Raw genomic sequence first — 18502 nt, forward strand, 5'->3', positions numbered from 1 at the left:
ACGGAGCGTGTGGATGTCGGCTCGACCGTCCGACCTGGGACTACGCAGATCCGCTGGGCGCATTTCGGGGGCGGTCACCACTTCCCGGGCGGCTTGTGGGCGCGTTCCCCCGGCCGGGGTCACGTTTCCGCCGGCCCCAGGGCGGCGCCGTGGCTCAGGCGACGCGTCCGCGAGCCGCGTCCAGTTGCGGCAGCACCTGCTCACGCACCCGCGACTCGGTGGCCGAACCGTCGATCGGCACGATGATGACGGCATCGGCGATCTCCGCGACGTAGATGTCGCGGATCAGCGACACCAGACCGCGCGGTGTACCGATGTAGCGAATCGTCTCGGGCACATCGTCGTCGGACGCGGCCGGGTCCCCCGCCGCGGCCCGCGCCGACGCCGGATGCGGGGCGATGGCGGCCTCGACCTCGAGCGCGACGGAGAAATTGGCCTGGTCGTGCGTGCCGGACCGGAGCAGCGACCGCGCACGCTGCGCGTCACGCAGCGTGGATCGTCGGACGACGATCGGAAACGACTGTGCCACGGCGTCTCCGGCGATGGCGACCTGCAGACGCGGGCGTCCGATGCTGATGGTGGCCGATGCCGGCGCGGCGAACTCGATGGTCACGCTGTCCTCGCTCTCGTCAGCCCGGTCAGGGCGTCGATGAGTCGGTCGATGTCGTCGGAGCAGGTGCCGAGCCCGAAGCTCGCGCGCACGGCCCCCTCGGGATGGCCCAATCGCTTCAACAACGGATGTGCGCAGAACTTCCCGTCCCGCACCCCGATGCCCGCGACGGAGCTCAGGTGCTCGGCGACGGCCCTCGGCGCGAGCCCGTCGACGTCGAAGCCGGCAATGCCGACGCGGTCGGTCGAGTCGGCGAACACCCGCAGGGCGGTGACGTCGGCGAGACCGGCCAGGCCGTCGTCGAGCCGGGCGGTCAGCTCCGCCTCGTGCAGGCCGATGGACTCGAACCCGATATCGGCGAGGGCCTCACAGGCCGCGGCGATCGCGATCGCACCGAGGACGTTCGGCGATCCGGCCTCATGGCGTGCCGGACCGGTGTGCCACGCGACGTCGGCGCCCGATTCGTCGTCGGTCCCGATGGCGACCTGCGCCGACGCACCGCCACCGGCCAGGTAGGGCGTGGCGACGTCAAGCCAGTCCGCGCGACCGACGAGAACTCCGGCACCGAACGGCGCGTACAGCTTGTGACCGGAGAAGACCAGGTAGTCGATGCCGTGCGAGACCATCGAGATCCGACGGTGGGCGACGAGTTGCGCCGCGTCGACCAGGATGCGGGCACCGTGCCGGTGGGCCACCGCAGCGAGTCGGCCGATCGGCAGCACCTCACCGGTGACGTTCGACGCCGCGGTCACCGCGAGGAGCGCGGCCGGCGACGACGCGAGTTCGGCCTCCAGCGCCACCAGGGTGTCCTCGATGGTGTCGCAAGCCTGCACGACCCGCACCCGCGACGAACCGCTCTGATCGGGCGCGCACCACGGCAGCAGGTTCGCATGATGCTCGATGTCGAGGACGACGACGTCGCCCCGAGTGGCGTGCGCGGCGAGATTGATCGCGTCGGTGGTGCCACGGGTGAACACGACGTTGTCGTCGACGCGGGCGCGGGCGAAGCGTCGGACGACCTCGCGTGCCGCCTCGTACCGACGTGTGGTGACCTGCGACAGATGGCCGGCACCGCGGTGCACGCTTGCGTACTGGGCAAGCGAGCCCTGCACGACATCAGCCACCTCCGCCAATGCCGGTGCGCTCGCCGCGTAGTCGAGATTGGCGTACCGCACCGGCGGACCGGCTGCGCTCGGCACGCACTCGTCGGCGCCGACGACACGGGCGAGCGGCGCGATACGACGACGTCGGGCAGCCGATTCGGTGGACGTCGCGAGGCCCGGACCGACGCAGGATTCGATGTGGCCGGCGTCGGTGCCGGATGCTTGCAACGGTGCTGAGAGAACAGCGGTCATGACAAATACTCCTGTGGAATCCGCACTTGCCGTGATCACCTCGAACACGGCCGGGTCGTCACCCGGAGCACCCCACCGCGGAGGAGGGTTGCCGACCAGCGAGCCGGGGCTTGTCACTGGCACTCATGACCCGCATCAAGATTCACCCACGGCCGGCCGGGGTGTCAATTTTGATTCACCGTGCGCGAAACCCCCGGGGTGAACGATCTCGAGGTGCCCGGCGGTCGACGCGCCGGGTGTGTCGGGCAGTAGCGTGGACGTGTGACCGCCGCCGACCGTGACTCGCTCGGATCGGCCGTGTTCGTGCTGTCACGGCCCTCCGGGACGGTGATCGCCGACGGTGTCGGGCGCCGCTTCGACGACGCCCGCGACGCCGCACAGGCACTCCGGGACGGCACGGTCCGGGCGGTTGTCGGCGCCCTGCCCTTCGACCTCGACGACACCGCGGCCCTGATGTCGGCGAGCACCCTGACACGGTCCGATCAGCCATGGCATGGGGTGCGCGGGCGGCCGCGGCGTGTCAGCGCGATGACGTCGCATCCCGATCCCGACGAGCACCGCGAACGGGTCGGCCGCGCCGTCGCGGAGATCGCCTCCGGTCGGCTCGAAAAGGTCGTGCTCGCCCGGTCCGTCGATCTCGGCGTCGAACCGGAGGTCGATGTCGGCGAGTTGATCGGCGCTCTCGCGCAGGGTAATTCGGAGAGCAATGCGTTCGCGGTGGAGCTGGGGGCCCTTCGTGACACTCCGCTGGCGCTCCGTTCCTCAGGGATCGGAGAGACACCCGAGCTCCGTTCCTCAGGGATCGGAGAGACACCCGATGACGGGGGCGCCGCACCGGGCTCGGCGTGGCTCCTCGGCGCGAGCCCGGAATCGTTGGTGCGCAAGCACGGTCGTGTGGTGACCTGTCAGCCGTACGCCGGTTCCGCTCCTCGATCGGCCGACACGGTCGCCGACCGTGCCGCCGCGGACGCACTGATGACGTCGACGAAGGACCTGAGCGAGCACGCGTTCGTCGTCGATCATCTGCGAGACCGGCTGGGCCCGCTGTGTTCCGAGCTCGACGCCCCGACCACTCCGGAGCTCCGGTCGACCGGAGAGATCTGGCATCTGGCGACGCCGATCCGGGGAGTCCTGCGCGACGAGTCACTGACCGCCCTGGACCTCGCACTGCTGCTCACCCCGACGCCTGCGGTCGGCGGCACACCCAGTATCACTGCCGCACAGTTCATCCGAGAGTTCGAGGGATGTCGCGGACTGTACGGTGGCGCGGTCGGCTGGTGCGACGATCAGGGCGACGGGGAGTGGATGGTCACCATCCGCTGCCTCGAACTGTCGGCCGATCGCCGACATCTGCGCACCTGGGCGGGCGGCGGCATCGTCGCGCAGTCCGATCCGCAGGCCGAGGTCGACGAGACCACGGCGAAGCTGCGGACGGTGTTCAACGCCCTCGGCCTGGAGCACGCATGACCGACGATTTCCTGATCGCGCGTAACCCGGAGGAGAACTCGTCGCTGCCCTACATCGTGCGAATACCGCTCGGCGCCAACGGTATCGTGCTCAAGGTGCGGGACACGTGGCCGCGCACCACCAAGATCTACTGCCACCGGGCCGAGACCTGGCCGCCGGACCCCGACATCGTCGAGACGCTTCCCGTGCGCAGTGTGGCGCGCCGTGGTGCCGCCATCGACCTGGTCCTCGAGCGAGGGCGCGAGAACCGGTCGCAGTTCGTCCTCACACGTGCTCGCGGGCGCGAGATGATCTTCTGGCAATCGCGGCGGACAGCCAAGCAGGCGCGGCCGAACGTCACGCTGCCGACGGCTCGGGCACACGGCCAGGTGCTCGAGATCGTGGTCGATTCGCAGGAACGCTACGCGTACGGGTTCACCCATCAGCAGACGTCGATCGAACGGCGGAAACTGCCCGCGGGTGACTACGGTGTCGTCGACGGCGACACCGTCATCGGAGCCGTCGAACGCAAATCGATCGATGACCTGAGCGCGGGGCTGACGTCGGGCAAGCTCACCTACCAACTCGCCGATCTCGCCGGCCTGCACCGGGCCGCGGTGGTGGTCGAGGCGCCGTACAGCGCGCTGTTCAAACGCGAGTACGTGGCGGGTGCCACGCTCGCCGAGGCCGTCGCCGAGGCGCAGGTCAGGTTCCCGCGGGTCCCGATCGTTTTCTGCGACAACAGGAAGATGGCCGAGGAGTGGACCTACCGGTGGCTCGGCGCGGTGTTGCACGAATGGCGGCTGTCTCAGCGCACCGACATCGTCGTCGCCGATCTCGAAGGCCCGTCGGCACATCCCGCCGAGATCCGTGCGTGGGCCGTCGCGCACGGGATCGAGGTCCCGGCCAAGGGCCGCATACCCGCTCGGGTACGTCAGGCGTGGGAGAAGCGCAACGACCGAAGCGAAAGCTGAGGGCGCTCAGCGCGATTCGCCCCTTCGCGGCTTCGTCGCTGCGCTCCTCGCACCTCGGGGATCAGGCGAGGAGCGAGCCTGCGAGCGTCCCGGAGGGCCGGCTACCCCAGCGCGCGATCGAGATCCGCGAGCAGGTCGTCGACACCTTCGAGTCCGACGGACAGGCGGACGACGGAGTCGGTGACACCGATCGCTGCGCGTCCCTCCGGTCCCATCGCGCGGTGGGTGGTCGTCGCCGGATGCGTGATCAGCGACTTGGAGTCACCGAGGTTGTTGGAGATGTCCACGACCCGCAGGGCGTTGAGCACCTCGAAGGCACGCTTCTTGCCGTCGACGCCGTCGCGGTCGGCGATCTCGAAGGTGACCACGGTGCCCCCACCCGACATCTGCGACGTGGCCAGCTCGTACTGCGGATGTGACTGCAGGAACGGGTATTTCACCCAGCGCACCCGGTCGTCGGCCTCGAGGAACCCGGCGATCCGCAACGCCGACGACACCGACGCGTCGAGGCGCAGGCGCATCGTCTCGAGGCCCTTGAGCATCGTCCACGCGTTGAACGGGCTCATCGCGGGGCCGGTGTGCCGCATCAGCGTCTGCACGGGTCCGTCGATGTACTCCTTGGTCCCGAGAACCGCGCCCCCCATCACGCGCCCCTGTCCGTCGATGTGCTTGGTGCCGGAGTAGACGATGACGTCGGCACCCATGTCGAGCCCGCCCTGCAGGAGCGGAGTCGCAAAGACGTTGTCCAGCACCACCTGCGCACCCGCCGCATGTGCCAGCTCGGTCACCGCGCGGACGTCGACGAGGGTCTGCATCGGGTTCGACGGGGTCTCGAAGAACACCGCGGTGGTCGGCTTCGACAGCGCCGCCTCCCACTGATCGAGATCCTCACCGTCGACGAAGACCGTCTCGACACCCCACCGGGGCAGGATCTCGTTGCACACCACGAAGCACGAGCCGAAGAGGCTGCGCGCTGCCACCAGACGGTCGCCCGTCTTGAGCAGTGCGCCGAGCGCGACGAAGACCGCCGCCATCCCGCTCGCGGTGGCGAAGCACGCCTCGGCACCCTCGAGTTGACGCAGTCGTTCCTGGAACATCGCGACGGTCGGATTCCCGTAGCGGGAGTACACGAATCGCTCGTCCTCACCGGTGAAGGCGCGTTCGGCAGCCTCGGCCGAGTCGTAGACGTAACCGCTGGTCAGGTAGAGCGCCTCAGAGGTCTCGAAGAACCCCGAGCGGTCCAGCCCGGCGCGTACCGCGCGCGTATCCGGCGAAATCCCTTCGGGCAGTTGCCTGCTCACGACTGCCGCCACGGAAGGTTGAGGGCACGCCATCCGCTGGTGCCACGATGGTCGTTCTCGTCGAGCCCACCCTCGAATCCGTCAAGCACGTTGTAGGCGGTGCCGATGCCGTCCGAGGTCGCCGCCTCCGCGGCCGCGATCGATCGATGACCGGACCGGCAGATGAAGATGACCTCGTTCTCGTCGGAGATACCGGCCTCACGGAGTTGCGCGGTGAACGCCTCGTTCGGGCGCCCGTCCGGGAAGGTGTTCCACTCGACGAACACCGTCCGCTTGCCGATGACCTCGAGGTCGGGCACACCGACGAACGACCACTCGGCCCGCGTCCGACAGTCCACCAGGACCGTGTTCGGATCGTTCTCCAGCTTCTCCCACGCCTGCTGCGGCGTGAGGTCTCCCGAGTAGCTCACGACGTACACACCTTCCAGTTCCCGTCCTCACGCACCACGACCGTGTCGGCCACCTGCTTCTGGTCGGCCTTCTCGTCGAAATGCCAATGTACCTTCGCGGTCGCCCGGTCACCGTCGACGGCGATGTCGGTGATCTCCGGGATCACGATGTGCCCGTTCGCCTCGAACGACCTCCGGTTCTCGTCGAGGAACGTCGTCTCGTCGGGAAATGTGTCCGACGACAGCCCGGCGCTGCAGGTCACGCCGCGGTACTTCGCGTAGTCGAGATCGTTGCGAGCAGTGTAGGAGTCGTTGATCGCGTGCTGGACCTGCGCCTCGGTGCTCAGCCGTGCATCGGCGGGCCGAATCAGATAGGAGATGCCGATGCCCGCTGCGGCGATCAGGACGACGGCCAACGCGACCAGGAACGGCCACGCGTCCTTCCACGATCGCCGGCCGTCGGCAGGGTCCGCCTCCCGGGGATCGGTCGATCCCGACCGGTCACGGTCGCGATCACCTGCGCTCTTGGCCATGGCGGCGAGTCTATCGACCACGTCCGCACCACTGATCCCGGGCATCGACGTCACCCCGCGGTCAGTGGTAAGGGTGGGGTAACTGTCACCGACGTGAGGTCGTCCATGCGCCTGTCCCGAGCACGACTCCCCCATCCACTGCGGCTGGCCGCGGTGGCCATGGCTGCGACGGCCACGGTCGCCGTCGCCGCGTGCAGCCCGCCCGAGGAGGACACCGGCGGGTCGTCCGCGGCGCCGAGCGCCGAACCCGGCGCGATCCCGGTGACCGTCGACCACAAATTCGGTGCGACGACCATCTCGACGGCCCCGAAACGCGTGGCCGCGATGGGTGTCGGTGACGCCGACACCCTCCTGTCATTGGGGATCACGCCGACGACCATCGCCCCGTTCGCCGACCCGACGCAGCGGTCGGCGCCGTGGAACGAGAAGCTGCTCGGCGACGCCCAGCCGGTGATCCTGCCGCAGGTCGCACAGGAATTCGGCGGTCAGATCGCCAAGGCGTTGGGCACCAACCCGGACCTGGTCACCGCGATCGGCGCCGCACCGAGTCAAGAGCAGTACGACGTACTCAGCAAGGCCGCGCCCACGATCGTCGGGCCCAAGGAGTACCCGAACTGGCAGATCCCCTGGGACGTGCAGGCGAACGAGATCGGACGTGCGGTCGGCCTGCCTGACGCCGCTCAGGCGAAGATCGACGAGACCAAGGGCGATCTCGCCGAGGTCCGCAAGCAGCATCCGGAGTTCGAGGGCAAGACCGGCGTCGTGGTGTCCGGGCTGCCGACCGGCGCGGTCTCGATCTTCAGTCCCGAGGACGGTCGCGGACAGACCCTGTCCGACTACGGGTTCCGGTTCCCTGATTCGCTCAAGCCCGCACTGACCAGCGGTTTCTACGGCGAGATCTCGCCGGAGAACCTGAACCTCCTCAACGACGTGGACGTGGTGGTCGCCGTCGACTGGGAGGGGTCCAACGACCGGCTGAAGAAGGATGCGACGTGGTCGAAACTGCCGCTCGTCACCCAGGGCCGCGCGGTCTACCTCGATCAACAGGTCGGCAGCGCGATGTCGGTGCCGACGGTCCTGACGCTGCCGTGGGTCGCCGACCAGTCTGTCGGGCCGATCTCCGACGCCGCGAAGAAGTCCGACTGAGTCGACCTGGCGACTCTCAGGTGAGGTGATCCTCACATGAGATTTTGGCGGTGGACGAAGAACGCCTACCGTAGAAGGGATAGCGCCGCAAATCGCGGCACCACCCGCGGCTCCTCGCATGAGTCGTCACGAGAGCCAGTTCCACGAGAGCCAGGAAGCACCCCATTCCATGAGTGACACCAGCCGCCCCTTGCGGGTTGCCATCGTCGGTGCGGGTCCCGCCGGGATCTATGCCGCCGATGCGTTGATGAAGTCCGACACCGCCAAGGATCGTGGCGTCAGCATCGACCTCTACGAGCGCATGCCCGCGCCGTTCGGCCTCATCCGCTACGGCGTGGCACCTGATCACCCGCGGATCAAGGGCATCATCACGGCACTGCACAAGGTGCTCGACAAGCCGCAGATCCGTCTGCTCGGCAACGTCGACTACGGCACCGACATCACTCTCGAGGAACTGCAGGACCTCTACGACGCCGTCGTGTTCTCCACGGGCGCCACCGACGACCGCACCCTCGACATCCCCGGCGTCGACCTCGACGGCAGCTACGGCGCCGCGCAGTTCGTCGCCTGGTACGACGGCCATCCCGACTTCCCGCGCACCTGGCCGCTCGAGCAGGAGAAGGTCGCCGTCATCGGCGTGGGCAACGTGGCCCTCGACGTCGCGCGGGTCCTCGCCAAGACCGGCGACGAGCTGCTGCCGACCGAGATCCCGGCCAATGTCTACGAGGGCCTGAAGGCGAACAAGGCCGTCGAGGTGCACGTGTTCGGCCGTCGTGGTCCGGCCCAGGCGAAGTTCACCCCGCTCGAGCTCAAGGAGCTCGACCACTCGCCGAACATCGAGGTCATCGTCGCTCCCGAGGACATCGATTACGACGAGGGTTCGGCCGTCGCGCGTCGCGGATCCAAGATCACCGATCAGGTCGCGACCATCATCGAGAACTACGCGATCCGCGACCCCAAACAGGGCGCGATCCACAAGCTCTTCCTGCACTTCTTCGAGAACCCGATCGAGATCCTCGGCGAGGACGGCAAGGTCGTCGGACTGCGGACCGAGCGCACCCAGCTCGACGGCACCGGCAACGTCAAGCCCACCGGCAAGCACACCGACTGGGAACTCGGCGCGGTCTACCGGGCCGTCGGCTACCTGTCCGACAACCTGCCGAAGATCCCCTTCGATCAGCAGGCAGGCGTCATCCCGAACGAGGCCGGGCGTGTGTTCGACGCGGGCAAGCACCTCACCGGGATGTACACCACCGGATGGGTCAAGCGCGGTCCCGTCGGCCTCATCGGCCACACCAAGGGCGACGCCAACGAGACCGTCGACTGCATCCTCGAGGACATGACCAACGACGCGCTGCTCTCGCCGAGCCGCCCGTCCGAGGACGCCGTCATCGAGCTGCTCGAAGGCAAGGGCATCCCGTTCACCACATGGGACGGCTGGTACCGCCTCGACGAGCACGAGCGCGCACTCGGCGCCGCCGAAGGTCGTGAGCGCGTCAAGGTCGTCGAGCGCGAGGACATGATCGCCGCGTCCGAGCCGCACAAGGTCTCCCGCCCCTCGGCCTGAGGTCCCGACGCCCGACGGCGGGAGACCCGCAGATCTCGGCGAATTCTGGGGCGCAGTCGGCGAGTTCGCCATCGGCGACGAAAGTCTGACAGTGGGATAGACCACAGCAAAACGGCGACCGGTGATCCGGTCGCCGTTTTGTCAGGTGAGGGAGCGGGAGGCGAGGCGTCCTCTCGCCTCCCGCCGACCCTCCGGGGTCAGGTGCGTCAGCTACCCGTCGGAGCCGGGTTGGTGGTGCCCGGGTTCTCCTGGTTGCGCCAGTTCTGCCAGTAGCCGAAGTTGTTCGTGATGTTCTCGGCCTCGTCGCCGAACGTCCAGCCCGAGATGGTGGCCGGGAAGCACCCGAACCAGCGGGTCTCGATCGGACGCACCCAGCGGTTCTGCTTGGCATCCCACTTGGACATCGTCGCGTTCGGCTTGAGCTCCTTGACGCGCACCGATGCACCGTTGATCTCGTTCAGGATCACGTTGTGCATGGTCGAGCCACCGATGTTCTTCACCGTCATCCAGCGGTACATGTACCAGGCCTTGTTCCAGGGCTGCCCCCACTGCCCGAAGTGGCATTCGATACCACCGGTGATCTGCAGGTCACCGGGTGCCGCAGCCTGTGCGGGCGCGGTTCCGGCGAGGGTGCCGGCAGCGATTCCGACGGTTGCCATGACCGCCACACTTGCGCGCTTGAGCGATGCTTTCATCGACCTCTCCTTCGTTGTCGGCGTTGTGTTCTCTGGTCGGTGTATCGACCCACACCAAGCGAATCGTTACGCACGGCACAGCGTGCTCACAGGTACGTATCTCTTTTGTTATGCAAAAGACATGTGTCGACCCGGCCCGGAAACCGGGGGAAGCCAAGCCTTGGTAAGGTCAGCCTTTGTGCGTCGTATGACCGGAATCGTGGTGCTGATCGCGGTGCTCGTCGTGGCGCTGTTCGCGTCCATCGCGATCGGCGCCCGCGCCCTGGGTATCGGCGAGGTGGTCGACGTCCTGCAGGCCGGCGGGTTGCCTCACCTGCGGTTCACCGATTTCCACGGCATCCCGTGGATCGTTCTCGAGTCGCCGGCGGCACCCCCAGGCGCCGACGACACGTACGGCATCGTCTGGGACCTCCGCTTCCCGCGCACCCTCCTCGGCCTGACCGTCGGACTCGCGATCGGCGCCGCCGGGGCACTCGCCCAAGGCCACACGCGGAATCCGCTCGCCGACCCCGGCATGCTCGGCGTCAACGCCGGCGCCGCCTGCGCCGTCGTCGTCGGCGTGTACGTGCTCGGCATCCAGAGCCCGATCGCCTACATGGCCTTCGGCCTGCTGGGCGCTCTCGTCGCCGCCAGCGCGGTGTTCGGCCTGTCCGCGTTGTCGGGAGCAAGTCCGCTGACACTGATCCTGGCCGGCACCGGTCTGTCCGCTCTCCTACTGGCGATCACCTCCGGCATCGTGCTCTCCGACGCCGCCACGCTCGACGTGTGGCGGTTCTGGAACGTCGGCGCGACGAGCGGCCGCGGACTCGACGTGTTCTCGGCGAGCCTGCCGTTCATCGTCATCGGCCTGGTACTCGCCCTCGGCAGCGGTTACTTCCTCAACGTCCTCAGCCTCGGCGAGGACATGACCAAAGCGCTGGGTTCCCGCGTCGTCCTCATTCGCACGGTCGGCATCCTCAGCATCACCCTGCTCGTCGGGGCGGCGACGGCGGCGTGCGGTCCGATCGTGTTCCTCGGACTCGTCGTCCCGCACATCGCGCGTGCGATCACCGGCCCCGACTACCGATGGATCGTCCCGTACGCAGCCCTGCTCGGAGCCATCCTGGTGCTCGTGTGCGACGTTCTCGGCCGCGTCATCGCCCGACCCGGTGAAGTACAGGTCGGCGTCGTGCTCGCCCTCGTGGGCGCGCCCTTCCTCATCGCCCTCGTCCGACGACGGAAGCTGGCCAGCGTATGACCGTCGATCTGCAGCCCGGACAGATCTCTCATGACCCCGGCGCCACCACAGGTCCCCCGACGCGCCACCGCCGAGTGCTCCGCGTCGGCCCGTCGTCGTGGGTGGTGCGGCCGCGGATGCTGCTCGCGGTCACCGTCGGTCTCGCGGTCACGCTGCTGCTGTTCCTGCTGAGCGTCGGCATCAGCGACTACCCGATGAACGTCGTCGACGTCGCGCGGGTCCTGCTCGGCGGCGGCACGCGGATCGAGAACGTGGTGGTCTTCGACGTGTCACTGCCGAGGGCGCTGGTGTCGCTGCTCGTCGGGTTCGGCTTCGGGATGGCCGGCGCCCTCACCCAGATGATCGCCCGCAATCCGCTGGCCACCCCGGACATCCTCGGCATCACCGCGGGCGCGAGTGCCGCGGCGGTCGCCGCGATCGCCTTCTCCTCGACGTGGGGCGCCTGGTTGGCCGGTCTCGGCACGCCACTCGCGGCCCTCATCGGCGGATTCGTCACCGCCATCGCGATGTACCTGCTGGCCTGGCCCGGCCGATCCGCCAACATCGGGATCGATCCGTTCCGACTGGTCATCATCGGCGTGGGCGTCACCTGGATGCTGCAGGCACTGACGAGTTACATGCTGACGCGGGCTCAGATCGCCGACGCCGCCCGCGCCCAGACGTGGCTGGTGGGTTCGGTGTCGCAGTCGACCTGGTCTGATGTGTGGCCGTCGGCGATCGCGTTTGCCGTCGGGGTGGTGATGGTCGTCGGGTTGTCGCGCCCGATCGGGGTCCTGGGCCTCGGCCCCGACGTCGCCCGCGGACTCGGTGTCAACGCCGGCCGGGTCACCATGGTCGTGCTCCTCGCCGCCGTCGTGGTGACCGCGCTGTGCGTGTCCGCGGCCGGACCCATCTCGTTCGTGGCACTCCTGGCACCACAGATCGCGCTGCGGCTCACCGGTTCTCCCCTGCCGACACCGCTGGCCTCAGGCGTCCTCGGGGCGATCCTCGTCCTCGGCGGCGACCTGCTGTGCCGCACCGTCCTGCCCGGCGGGCTGCCGGTGGGCATCGTCACGGCGGCGATCGGCGGACCGTTCCTCATCTACCTCATGATCGCGATGTCCCGGAAGGCGACAGTATGAACCACCCGGCACCGCACGCACGGCTGCGCGGCGAACGCCTCAGCGTCGGATACGACGACCGCACCGTCATCTCCGAGCTCGACATCGAGATACCCGATGCCGCCATCACGACGATCATCGGACCCAACGGTTGCGGCAAGTCGACGCTGCTGCGCGCGCTCTCCCGTCTACTACCCGCCCGCACGGGGACCGTGTATCTCGACGACCAGGACATCACCGCGATGCGGCCCAAGTCGGTGGCCCGGATCCTCGGTCTGCTCCCGCAGAATCCGGTTGCGCCGGAAGGACTCACGGTCGCCGACCTGGTCGCCCGCGGGCGCCACCCACACCAGCGGTGGTATCAGCAGGCCACGCCGGAGGACGAGGCCGCCGTCGAACGCGCCCTCGCCCAGACCGCGACGACCGATCTCGCCGGCCGGCCGATCGAAGCCCTCTCCGGCGGTCAGCGCCAACGGGTCTGGATCGCCCTGACGCTCGCCCAGGAGACCGACCTGCTCCTGCTCGACGAGCCGACCACCTACCTCGATCTGGCGCACTCGGTGGAGGTGCTCGACCTCGTGCACACGCTCCGCAGCGAGCACGGCAAGACCGTGGTGATGGTCCTGCACGACCTGAATCTGGCTGCGCGCTACAGCGATTCACTATTCGTGATGCGGTCCGGTGAGATCGTCGCGCAGGGCGCACCCGCCGACGTCATCACCACCGACCTCCTGTTCGACGCCTTCGGCCTGCGGTCACACGTCATGACCGATCCGGTGTTCGGTTCCCCGATGATCGTCCCACTGGGGTCACGGCACCCGGCGCAGGCGCCCTCGTCATGACGATCGCGACCACCAGTGCCGCTCCGGCCGGTATCTACAATGCCGACAACGAGATCCAGCGGTAGCACAGTCCGCCGGCGACGGACCACGACCGCGAGCAGGGCCCACATGCCCAGCGAGATCATCCAGGCACGGTGCCCGGGACCGGCCGCCTTCTCGCCGCGATCTCACCACCACTGCGCCGCCGAGCTGTCGGGCGGCGGTCACCAACGTTCCCGTCACGTAGGTGAGCCCGTATGTCATCGGGGAGTCCTTCTCGAACACCGGCATTGATCATGCCGGTGGCAACAGCGACCACGAGCATCCCGACGGTCCCCGCACCGGCGAGACCCCCGGAGAACGCCACGCCGCGGCTCGGCGGTCGCGACGGCGGCACCGACGATCAGTCCGCCGAAGACCGCCCACGACAACCACTGTCGAGGTCGCGCGACGACCCGGTTGACGACGGACCCGGCGGTGACGCCGAGGAAGAACAGCACGATGAGGCCGCGCATGTGCCCGCATCCGACCATTTCCCATGCTCGACGACGTCCCGAGAACCGTGGTGTTGCCGGACATGAACGAGACGAAGTTGGCCTGGAGGTAGACGAAGGCGATGGCGTCGACGAATCCGGCGACGAGGAGCAGCGTCGGTGCGGCCACGCGCCGCGCGACGCGGTCCGTCGGGTCCATCGGCCGGCGTCGCGGTCATGGCCGTCTCCTCACCAGATCCCGACTCCCACAAGCCAGATCGCCGTCCCGACCAGGGCGGCGAACAGCTCGATGCCCATCGTGATCACGGCTGCTTTCGACGCCGACATCGTGCCTTGCCACGCTGCCCGGACACTACGGGTGCGGATGAGTTCGGCGAGCATCGCGCCGACGACGAACCCGATGAACAGCCCGATCACCGGGATGACGAAGAACCCGACGATCCCGAGGATCCCGCCGGCGGCGATGGTGATGTTCGGGATCCCGTCGGAGCGCAGCGACCGTCCGGCGACGAAGTACTTGATGACCTCCCCGAGCACGATGACGAGCGCCGCGGCGGCGAAGATCGCCCACGCCCACCCGCCGACGAGGGCGGCCCAGACCCCGATGGCGGCCATGACCAGCAGCCCTCCCGGCAGGACCGGGAACACGATGCCCAGGAGTCCGACGAGGATGACCGCTCCGACGAGCAGCTCCCCACCCAGCGACATCCGCTAGCCGATATGTAGGTGGGCGCTGACAGAGCCAAGCAGCAGCCCCTTCACTCCTCCGACTCCTCGGCTCCCGACCACGATGCTGTGGGCGCGGCTGGAGAGTTCGCGCAGCACCGGAGCGGGGTTGCCGATCGCCACTTCGGTCGTGACGATCACGTCATTGCCAGCGCCGTAAGTGCCAGTCGCAGCGCCCGCGGGGTCAACGCCTTGAGTGCTGCGAACCGTTCCCGCAGCCTGCTCAACGATGCGGGCAGCGCCCTCATGAAGCCAGTCGTAGATCTCGGGGGGAAGGATCGGCCGAGCAGTACCCGCGACGATCGGCTCGAGCACGGTCACGATATGCAGCGGCCGGTCCTCTCGGCGTGCCGCCTGCGCGGCCCAGTTCAGGGCGACTTTCGCGCTGTCGGACCCGTCGACCGCAGCCACAATCGGAACCCGGCTGCCACCACTGGAGCCATCTGCACCCACCACGCTCCTATCCTCGCGAGGTCGTGAACTGGAAGTCAACCCGCCGAAACCGCGAGCGCAGCGGTGATTCCCGAAACTCTCTCGCTTTCTCGTGGCAGCAGCGCTGGCACCGACCCTGGCACAGAGGCATCGGCGCCTGATGGATGCACCGGTCATCACGCACTGCCAGGCGCCGCGGTTGCGCGATATATACAGGAGCCCTGTATATTACTTGATGGAGTCAGCCTCACGGAAGGAATTGCCGATGCCTGCAGGAAGTGCCGGACACACAAGATATGGCTTGGCCGCGTCCATCGCGGCAATGGTCGTCCTGGTGGCCCAGACAGCGGCGCCATCACCGCTCTACCCCGATTATCAGCAGGCCTGGGGACTGACGGCAGTGACCATTGCCAGCGTATTCGCCGTCTACGTGGTCGGTCTGCTGATCGTGCTGCTCACAGCCGGCGGGCTGTCGGACCATATCGGCCGCAAGCCGGTCGTCATTACCGCCGGTGTCTTGGCATTGGCTGGACTCATCCTGCTCGCCCTCGCCGAGTCGGTGACGGTCCTCGTGATCGCACGCATCCTGCAAGGCGCATCTGTCGGTCTCGTCGCCGGCACCCTCGGGGCGGCATTGATGGACTTTCACCTGCCCGGACGTATCCAATTGTCGGCGATGCTCAATGGGGCTCTGCCGCCTCTGGCGCTGGCAGTAGGAGCGCTGGGCTCAGCCGCACTGACGCTCGTGCTGCCCGCGCCCCGGCAGACGGTCTATCTCGTCTTCGCCGCCGCGACCGTCGCGGTCACCGCCCTGTGGATCTTCGCCGAAGAGCGCAGTCCCCGCCGGCCCGGGGCATTACATTCGATGCGTCCTGCGCTCTCGATTCCGCGTCGTACCCGGCCGGTGTTCTTGGCCGTGATCAGCGCCCTTTGTGCGGCCTGGGCGCTGGCCGGCTTGTACGTCGGGTCTGCCACCGCGATCACCCATCAGGCGCTGGAGCTGGACGGCGTGCTGGTGGGCGGATTGGCGATTCTTGCATTGCAGGTACCGGCAGCAATCACCGGCATAGCCACTGGCCGGGTCCACGCCCGACCAGTGGTCCTCGCCGGCCTGGGGGCACTGTTCGTCGGGTCGGTACTCACCGTGGTCGCATTGTGGGCGACGTCCACCTGGGGGTTCTTCGCCGCCACCATCGTTGCGGGCATCGGATTCGGAGCCGCATTCCAGGGCGGCCTTCGGCTCGTGCTCGCCGAGACTCCAGAAGACGCGCGCTCAGGGGTGCTTTCGGGTGTGTACGTCGTCAGCTACCTCGCATTCGGCGTGCCAAGCGTCATCGCCGGATTCTTGACCCCAGCCATCGGATTCACCCCGACCACCTATCTTTACCTGGCCTTCGTAGCGATACTCGCATTGGCCGCCCTCCTCACTCAGCTTCGTCCGGGGCGGGCCGCACAGGCTGAAGAAGAAGCCGAAGTCGAGGAGTCATTAGAAGTACTCGACGATGCGCCATATCCGGCGTGGGATACTGCGGTGTGACCGACACCGACCAAACTGCCAGGCGTCTGCGGCTCCTCACAGCCACATTGCAGGCGCGGCTCCGTGAGGCGGCGCGCGATTCACCTTCCAGCGACCTCGGCCTGCAGCAGCAAGCGATGCTCTACCGCCTCTCACTGACTGGGCCGAGCTCCATCAAAGATCTCGCCGTGGCCGAGCGCCTACGCCATCAATCGGCCGCCGAACTGGTTGCAGCGCTACGGAAAAAACAGCTTGTCCACACCGAGCCCGATCCTCAGGATCGCCGCAAAAGCATCGTGACGATCACCCCGTCGGCCAGATCGCTCATCGAAGAGAACTTCGCGCACCGTGAGCAATGGCTGCGCACCGCCCTCGAGGCCGCACTCACCGATAGCGAGACCGAGAAACTCGTCGAAGCGCTGCCCCTTCTCGAGCGTGTTGCCTCCTGGGAGCCGCCGGCCAGCGCTCACCGATAACCCATAGCGCCGTCTCATCGAGGTCTACGGGGGTAGACCTATCGGATCAGGCTTGCTGGGGCTCTGCTCGATGCTGGGCAGTTGCTCGATGCTGGGCAGTTGTGCTGATCAGGGAGCCCGAAGTCCCAGGTACCCGCCACGTGTGATCGATGTCGTCGGGGATCAGGATCGGATGGTCGCCACGCATTCGAAGAACAACTCTTCGAGGTTCCTCGCGCCCTCTGAGGCCAGCCAGGCATCGATCGCGACGTCAAGACAGCTCAGCGCCGCGGCGATCAGTGCTCGTGGACGTGGATCGGCTGCCGCGTCATCGACCGGAATACCAAGGCGCCGACCGATTTCTGGAGCCAACAGCTCCTGCCATCGCAGGTGCTTCTCGAGATGCCTGGCCCGCAACGACGGATTGTCGCGATACATCTGCGCTGTGGCCAGCCGAAGTTCCGACGAGTCGCCAGTGTCCATGACCCGGAATGCCTCACTCAGCGCCGTCCAGGCTGACTCGGCGGGTGGCCGTGCTTGCAGTGCCGACTGCAACCGCTCACCGAGGGCCGCCGTGTCGCCGAGCACGACATCTTCCTTGGTGGGGAAATGATGAAAGAACGATCGACGCGAGACGCCAGCCGCCTCCGCGATCTGGTCGATGGTCGTGGTGGCGAACCCTTGGCGCCGGAACAACTCGAACGCCGCATCGGTGATATCACGACGAAGCGCCATCCGGTTGCGTTCCCGAAGAGACGGTCGCCTCACCTCAGCCACGGCAACAGCCTACCAGACAATGCACTTGCTGCATGTATTGCACTCAGTGCAGTCTATGCATAGAGTGCAGATATGGTTCAAACTCTCGATCACACCCAGCAGACGACGATCATCACGGGCGCCAGTTCAGGCATCGGCGATGCCTTTGCGCGCGCCCTGGCCGCGCGTGGATCGCACCTCATCCTGGTGGCACGACGCCAAGACCGCCTTGCATCCCTTGCCGGCGAACTGAGTTCACGACATCACGTGCGAGTCGAGCCGATCGCCGCCGATTTGTCGTCACCCAATGCCGGCGTTGAGGTGCGGGCGGCGCTGACGGCGGCGGGCCTGCGGCCCACGAGCCTGATCAACAACGCCGGATTCGGCACATTCGGAGCGTTCCTCGACGAGGACCCCGACCGGCTCGCACAGGAGATCGCTGTTGATGTTGCGGCACCCGTTCAGCTGACCGCGGAGTTCTTACCTGACCTGATCGACGCCGGCCACGGCTATCTCATCAACGTCGCCAGCATGGCTGCATACACACCCACCCCACGGATGGCCGTGTACGGAGCGGCAAAAGCGTTTGTCCTGAGCTTCACCGAGTCGCTCTCAGCAGAGCTACGCCACACCGGGGTCAGGGTTTTCGCGCTCTCGCCGGGCGCAACGAGCACCGAGTTCAATCAGGTTGTCGGCACCGAAGACGCGACGGCCGGGGCGGCCAAGCGCTCGCCCACACAAGTCGTCGCCACCGGCCTCGCCCATCTCGAGCGCAGGAGGCCCTCGGCGAGCGTGATCGACGGGCGCACCAACCGCGCTGCCGCAGTGTTGAGTCGACTCTTACCCCGGCAGTCGGTGCTCAACACGATGGACCGACTCACACGTCCGTCTGGCCGCGATTGATAGTCCGCGCATTGGCGAGCGACAGGTCAGCGCCCAAGTGCTCCCT

20 protein-coding genes and 1 riboswitch are annotated in these 18502 nt (G+C 67.5%); of the genes, 10 read left to right on the plus strand and 10 right to left on the minus strand.

Annotated elements, in window-relative coordinates; translation table 11 throughout:
• Positions 1-154 precede the first annotated feature (154 nt).
• Complete coding sequence (locus QSJ19_RS06765) at positions 155-613, minus strand: hypothetical protein (protein WP_286319223.1); 459 nt, start codon at positions 611-613, stop codon at positions 155-157.
• Complete coding sequence (locus tag QSJ19_RS06770; protein WP_286319224.1) at positions 610-1965, minus strand: aminotransferase class V-fold PLP-dependent enzyme; 1356 nt, start codon at positions 1963-1965, stop codon at positions 610-612. The genes QSJ19_RS06765 and QSJ19_RS06770 overlap by 4 nt, the downstream gene beginning before the upstream one ends.
• A gap of 17 nt (positions 1966-1982) precedes the next feature.
• Positions 1983-2096, minus strand: a riboswitch (SAM riboswitch).
• Between the two features lie 130 nt (positions 2097-2226).
• On the opposite strand from QSJ19_RS06770, the gene QSJ19_RS06775 reads away from it, so the two are divergent.
• Positions 2227-3432 carry an isochorismate synthase gene (locus QSJ19_RS06775; RefSeq protein ID WP_286319225.1) on the plus strand — a complete coding sequence of 402 codons (1206 nt, stop codon included), beginning with the start codon at positions 2227-2229 and terminating at the stop codon, positions 3430-3432.
• Positions 3429-4385, plus strand: a complete 957-nt coding sequence (locus tag QSJ19_RS06780) for an ERCC4 domain-containing protein (RefSeq protein WP_286319226.1) — start codon at positions 3429-3431, stop codon at positions 4383-4385. Before QSJ19_RS06775 ends, QSJ19_RS06780 begins: the two co-directional genes overlap by 4 nt.
• Before the next feature lie 101 nt (positions 4386-4486).
• On the opposite strand, the gene QSJ19_RS06785 is transcribed toward QSJ19_RS06780, so the two are convergent.
• From QSJ19_RS06785 to QSJ19_RS06795, 3 genes are read right to left on the minus strand one after another with little or no spacing between them, the layout of a single operon-like run.
• Positions 4487-5719: an O-succinylhomoserine sulfhydrylase gene (locus QSJ19_RS06785; protein WP_286319228.1), complete on the minus strand. Its 1233-nt coding sequence runs from the start codon at positions 5717-5719 to the stop codon at positions 4487-4489.
• Positions 5683-6096: a rhodanese-like domain-containing protein gene (locus tag QSJ19_RS06790; protein WP_286319229.1), complete on the minus strand. Its 414-nt coding sequence runs from the start codon at positions 6094-6096 to the stop codon at positions 5683-5685. The genes QSJ19_RS06785 and QSJ19_RS06790 overlap by 37 nt, the downstream gene beginning before the upstream one ends.
• Positions 6093-6608, minus strand: a complete 516-nt coding sequence (locus QSJ19_RS06795; protein WP_286319230.1) for an Rv0361 family membrane protein — start codon at positions 6606-6608, stop codon at positions 6093-6095. The genes QSJ19_RS06790 and QSJ19_RS06795 overlap by 4 nt, the downstream gene beginning before the upstream one ends.
• 105 nt (positions 6609-6713) lie before the next feature.
• Between QSJ19_RS06795 and QSJ19_RS06800 the strand changes: the two genes are divergently transcribed.
• A complete protein-coding gene (locus QSJ19_RS06800; RefSeq protein WP_286319231.1) occupies positions 6714-7754 on the plus strand; it encodes an ABC transporter substrate-binding protein in 1041 nt (346 codons plus the stop codon).
• A gap of 169 nt (positions 7755-7923) precedes the next feature.
• The gene (locus QSJ19_RS06805; protein ID WP_286319232.1) at positions 7924-9321 is read left to right on the plus strand and encodes an FAD-dependent oxidoreductase; all 1398 of its coding nucleotides are present in this window, start codon (positions 7924-7926) and stop codon (positions 9319-9321) included.
• Between the two features lie 206 nt (positions 9322-9527).
• Here the strand turns inward: QSJ19_RS06805 and QSJ19_RS06810 are convergent, their stop codons facing one another.
• The gene (locus QSJ19_RS06810; RefSeq protein ID WP_286319233.1) at positions 9528-10016 is read right to left on the minus strand and encodes a hypothetical protein; all 489 of its coding nucleotides are present in this window, start codon (positions 10014-10016) and stop codon (positions 9528-9530) included.
• A gap of 187 nt (positions 10017-10203) precedes the next feature.
• Here QSJ19_RS06810 and QSJ19_RS06815 point away from each other — a divergent pair, with 187 nt between their 5' ends.
• From QSJ19_RS06815 to QSJ19_RS06825, 3 genes are read left to right on the plus strand one after another with little or no spacing between them, the layout of a single operon-like run.
• Entirely contained in the window at positions 10204-11253 is a 1050-nt protein-coding gene (locus QSJ19_RS06815) for a FecCD family ABC transporter permease (RefSeq protein WP_286319234.1), read from the plus strand.
• Positions 11250-12374 carry a FecCD family ABC transporter permease gene (locus QSJ19_RS06820; RefSeq protein ID WP_286319235.1) on the plus strand — a complete coding sequence of 375 codons (1125 nt, stop codon included), beginning with the start codon at positions 11250-11252 and terminating at the stop codon, positions 12372-12374. Before QSJ19_RS06815 ends, QSJ19_RS06820 begins: the two co-directional genes overlap by 4 nt.
• Positions 12371-13195, plus strand: coding sequence for an ABC transporter ATP-binding protein (locus tag QSJ19_RS06825; RefSeq protein ID WP_286319237.1), 825 nt, complete (start codon positions 12371-12373; stop codon positions 13193-13195). The genes QSJ19_RS06820 and QSJ19_RS06825 overlap by 4 nt, the downstream gene beginning before the upstream one ends.
• A gap of 273 nt (positions 13196-13468) precedes the next feature.
• Here the strand turns inward: QSJ19_RS06825 and QSJ19_RS06830 are convergent, their stop codons facing one another.
• Genes QSJ19_RS06830 through QSJ19_RS06840 form a run of 3 tightly spaced genes read right to left on the minus strand, consistent with a single transcriptional unit; the run spans position 13469 to position 14850 of the window.
• A complete protein-coding gene (locus QSJ19_RS06830) occupies positions 13469-13867 on the minus strand; it encodes a DUF1275 family protein (protein WP_286319239.1) in 399 nt (132 codons plus the stop codon).
• Between the two features lie 29 nt (positions 13868-13896).
• Positions 13897-14376 (minus strand): DUF456 domain-containing protein, encoded by a 480-nt coding sequence (locus tag QSJ19_RS06835; protein ID WP_286319240.1) that lies wholly within the window; start codon positions 14374-14376, stop codon positions 13897-13899.
• Between the two features lie 3 nt (positions 14377-14379).
• Positions 14380-14850 carry a universal stress protein gene (locus QSJ19_RS06840; RefSeq protein WP_286319241.1) on the minus strand — a complete coding sequence of 157 codons (471 nt, stop codon included), beginning with the start codon at positions 14848-14850 and terminating at the stop codon, positions 14380-14382.
• A gap of 241 nt (positions 14851-15091) precedes the next feature.
• Here QSJ19_RS06840 and QSJ19_RS06845 point away from each other — a divergent pair, with 241 nt between their 5' ends.
• Positions 15092-16363, plus strand: coding sequence for an MFS transporter (locus QSJ19_RS06845; RefSeq protein WP_286319242.1), 1272 nt, complete (start codon positions 15092-15094; stop codon positions 16361-16363).
• A complete protein-coding gene (locus tag QSJ19_RS06850) occupies positions 16360-16818 on the plus strand; it encodes a MarR family winged helix-turn-helix transcriptional regulator (RefSeq protein WP_286319243.1) in 459 nt (152 codons plus the stop codon). The genes QSJ19_RS06845 and QSJ19_RS06850 overlap by 4 nt, the downstream gene beginning before the upstream one ends.
• A 162-nt stretch (positions 16819-16980) precedes the next feature.
• On the opposite strand, the gene QSJ19_RS06855 is transcribed toward QSJ19_RS06850, so the two are convergent.
• Positions 16981-17574, minus strand: a complete 594-nt coding sequence (locus QSJ19_RS06855; RefSeq protein WP_286319245.1) for a TetR/AcrR family transcriptional regulator — start codon at positions 17572-17574, stop codon at positions 16981-16983.
• 72 nt (positions 17575-17646) lie between these two features.
• On the opposite strand from QSJ19_RS06855, the gene QSJ19_RS06860 reads away from it, so the two are divergent.
• On the plus strand, positions 17647-18456 hold the full coding sequence (locus QSJ19_RS06860; protein ID WP_286319246.1) for an SDR family NAD(P)-dependent oxidoreductase: 810 nt from the start codon (positions 17647-17649) through the stop codon (positions 18454-18456).
• The last annotated feature ends 46 nt before the right edge of the window (positions 18457-18502 follow it).

The organism is Gordonia sp. ABSL11-1 (assembly GCF_030315685.1).
In the GTDB taxonomy this organism is placed as follows: domain Bacteria; phylum Actinomycetota; class Actinomycetes; order Mycobacteriales; family Mycobacteriaceae; genus Gordonia.